Genomic DNA, 3,389 nt, shown 5'->3' with positions numbered 1-3,389 from the left:
GAACCACGCTACACTGCTCTGCCGAGTTTCGTGTCGCCCTCTTTCGGGAGGCGATCCAGTGTTGTCGTTGGTGGTGTGGACTCTCAAGCGTGAGGTAAGGGCAATTCGTGGATGCCTTGGCATGTACAGGCGATGAAGGACGTGGCACGCTGCGATAAGCGTCGGTGAGGTGTGAGCAACCTTTGACCCGACGATTTCCGAATGGGGAAACCCACCTATCCCGATTATCTCTTCTCGGTTCGCCGGGTGGAAGTAATTGGGAAAAAGGTATCACTTAGCTGAATAAAATAGGCTTCGTGAAGCGAACCCGGGGAACTGAAACATCTCAGTACCTGGAGGAAAAGACATCAACCGAGATTCCGTTAGTAGTGGCGAGCGAACGCGGACCAGGCCAGTGCCTTCAATTCAACTAGCAGAAGCTTCTGGAAAGTAGCGCCGTAGCGGGTGACAGCCCCGTATGCGAAAGTGAGATTGAAGGACTTGAGTAGGGCGGGACACGTGTAATCCTGTCTGAATATAGGGGGACCACCCTCTAAGCCTAAATACTCGTACATGACCGATAGCGAACTAGTACCGTGAGGGAAAGGTGAAAAGCACCCCGATGAGGGGAGTGAAACAGTACCTGAAACGGATTGCCTACAAGCAGTTGGAGGGTCCTTGAGGCCTGACAGCGTACCTCTTGCATAATGGGTCTGTGACTTAATGTATCAAGCAAGCTTAAGCCGATAGGTGTAGGCGCAGCGAAAGCGAGTCTGAATAGGGCGACATAGTTTGATGTATTAGACCCGAAACCCGGCGATCTAGGCATGACCAGGATGAAGGTGCGGTAACACGCACTGGAGGTCCGAACCGATTAACGTTGAAAAGTTACCGGATGAGTTGTGTTTAGGGGTGAAAGGCCAATCAAGCCGGGAAATAGCTGGTTCTCCGCGAAAACTATTGAGGTAGTGCCTCGGACGAACACCCTAGGGGGTAGAGCACTGGATGGATGCGGGGGTCGCGAGATCTACCAACTCTAACCAAACTCCGAATACCTAGGAGTGATATCCGGGAGACAGACGGCGGGTGCTAAGGTCCGTCGTCAAAAGGGAAACAGCCCTGACCTACAGCTAAGGTCCCCAAGTCACGTCTAAGTGGGAAAGCATGTGGGAATCCCAAAACAACCAGGAGGTTGGCTTAGAAGCAGCCATCCTTTAAAGAAAGCGTAACAGCTCACTGGTCTAAACAAGGGTTCCTGCGGCGAAGATGTAACGGGGCTCAAGACGTGCACCGAAGCTTAGGGTGTGTACTTTTGTACACGCGGTAGCGGAGCGTTCCGTAAGCCTGCGAAGCCATCTGGTAATGGGTGGTGGAGGTATCGGAAGTGCGAATGCAGACATGAGTAGCGATAAAGAGGGTGAGATGCCCTCTCGCCGAAAGACCAAGGGTTCCTGCGCAAGGCTAATCCGCGCAGGGTGAGCCGGCCCCTAAGACGAGCCCGAAGGGGGTAGTCGATGGGAATGCGGTTAATATTCCGCAGCCTGGTGGTGTGTGACGGATGGTGTGTGTTGTACGTCCTTATCGGATTGGACGTGCTTCGAAACTGTCCCGGGAAATAGCCCCACCGTATAGACCGTACCCGAAACCGACACAGGTGGTCAGGTAGAGTATACCAAGGCGCTTGAGAGAAGTGTCCTGAAGGAACTCGGCAAATTGCCTCCGTACCTTCGGAAGAAGGAGGCCCTCATTGCGCGCAAGCGTTTTGAGGGGGCACAGGCCAGGGGGTAGCGACTGTTTAGCAAAAACACAGGGCTCTGCTAAGTCGGCTTCAAGACGACGTATAGGGCCTGACGCCTGCCCGGTGCCTGAAGGTTAAGAGGAGGAGTGCAAGCTCTGAATTGAAGCCCAGGTAAACGGCGGCCGTAACTATAACGGTCCTAAGGTAGCGAAATTCCTTGTCGGGTAAGTTCCGACCTGCACGAATGGCGTAACGACTTCCCCACTGTCTCCAGGACATGCTCAGCGAAATTGAATTCTCCGTGAAGATGCGGAGTACCCGCGGTTAGACGGAAAGACCCCGTGCACCTTTACTGCAGCTTCAGAGTGGCATTAGGAAAGAACTGTGTAGCATAGGTGGGAGGCTTTGAAGCATTGGCGCCAGCCGATGTGGAGCCATAGGTGAAATACCACCCTGTTGTTTTCTGATGTCTAACCTCGTTCCGTAAGCCGGAACAGGGACCCTCTGTGGCGGGTAGTTTGACTGGGGCGGTCGCCTCCTAAAGAGTAACGGAGGCGCGCGATGGTGGGCTCAGGCCGGTTGGAAACCGGCTGTTAGAGTGCAATGGCATAAGCCCGCCTGACTGCGAGACTGACAAGTCGAGCAGAGACGAAAGTCGGTCATAGTGATCCGGTGGTCCCTCGTGGAAGGGCCATCGCTCAACGGATAAAAGGTACGCCGGGGATAACAGGCTGATAACCCCCAAGAGCTCATATCGACGGGGTTGTTTGGCACCTCGATGTCGGCTCATCACATCCTGGGGCTGGAGCAGGTCCCAAGGGTTTGGCTGTTCGCCAATTAAAGTGGTACGTGAGCTGGGTTCAGAACGTCGCGAGACAGTTTGGTCCCTATCTGCCGTGGGCGTCGAAATTTGAGAGGAGTTGACCCTAGTACGAGAGGACCGGGTTGAACGTACCTCTGGTGTACCTGTCGTCGTGCCAACGGCGCAGCAGGGTAGCTATGTACGGACGGGATAACCGCTGAAAGCATCTAAGCGGGAAGCCTCCCTCGAGATAAGATTTCACAGGACGGTCGGAGACCACGACCTTGATAGATCGGATGTGGAAGTGCGGTAACGCATGGAGCTAACCGATACTAATCGTCCTATTCGCGCTTGAGAGTCCCACCATCAACGACAGCCCTGGCTGTCCGCGAGGTCGGATGATGAAAGCTCGACGCCAGAACAACTTACACACGTAAATGTGCATCGATTACAAGAACCGTACGTCCCGGCCAGGCTCAGCTTGTCCGGGGCCCCCATGAAGTACCACTTCATGGGATACACCGCAGGCTTCATTGCCTGGTGACCATAGCGTCGGTGTCCCACCCGATCCCATCCCGAACTCGGCCGTGAAACCCGACTGCGCCAATGGTACTATCGCTTAAGCGATGGAAGAGTAGGGCGTCGCCAGGCATTGCAGCTTGCGGTTGTACGGTTCTCCCAGAACCCATTCATAACGTCCGTCCTCAAGGACACACCGTCGCCTCCGCCACAACGCGGAGGCGTTCGTGTTTCCAAACGGACAAACTTGGTGACGCGGGGTGGAGCAGCCCGGTAGCTCGTCAGGCTCATAACCTGAAGGTCACAGGTTCAAATCCTGTCCCCGCAACCAACACCAACTCAATACGCCCC

The 3,389-nt window shown here is 54.8% G+C and carries 1 tRNA gene and 2 rRNA genes; all 3 read left to right on the top strand.

What is annotated here, in order from left to right:
- The first annotated feature begins 84 nt into the window (after window positions 1-84).
- The 3 genes from LQ954_RS16015 to LQ954_RS16005 all read left to right on the top strand — a co-directional run bounded on the left by LQ954_RS16015 (window position 85) and on the right by LQ954_RS16005 (window position 3,369).
- A 23S ribosomal RNA gene (locus tag LQ954_RS16015) occupies window positions 85-2,875 on the top strand.
- A 180-nt stretch (window positions 2,876-3,055) separates the two neighbouring features.
- A 5S ribosomal RNA gene (gene rrf, locus LQ954_RS16010) occupies window positions 3,056-3,170 on the top strand.
- A gap of 122 nt (window positions 3,171-3,292) precedes the next feature.
- Window positions 3,293-3,369: transfer RNA gene (locus LQ954_RS16005), tRNA-Met, on the top strand.
- Window positions 3,370-3,389 lie beyond the last annotated feature (20 nt).

It is taken from the genome of Sphingomonas sp. IC-11, assembly GCF_021043365.1.
Taxonomy (GTDB): domain Bacteria; phylum Pseudomonadota; class Alphaproteobacteria; order Sphingomonadales; family Sphingomonadaceae; genus Sphingomonas.
This window is presented reverse-complemented; position numbering and strand designations above follow the sequence as displayed.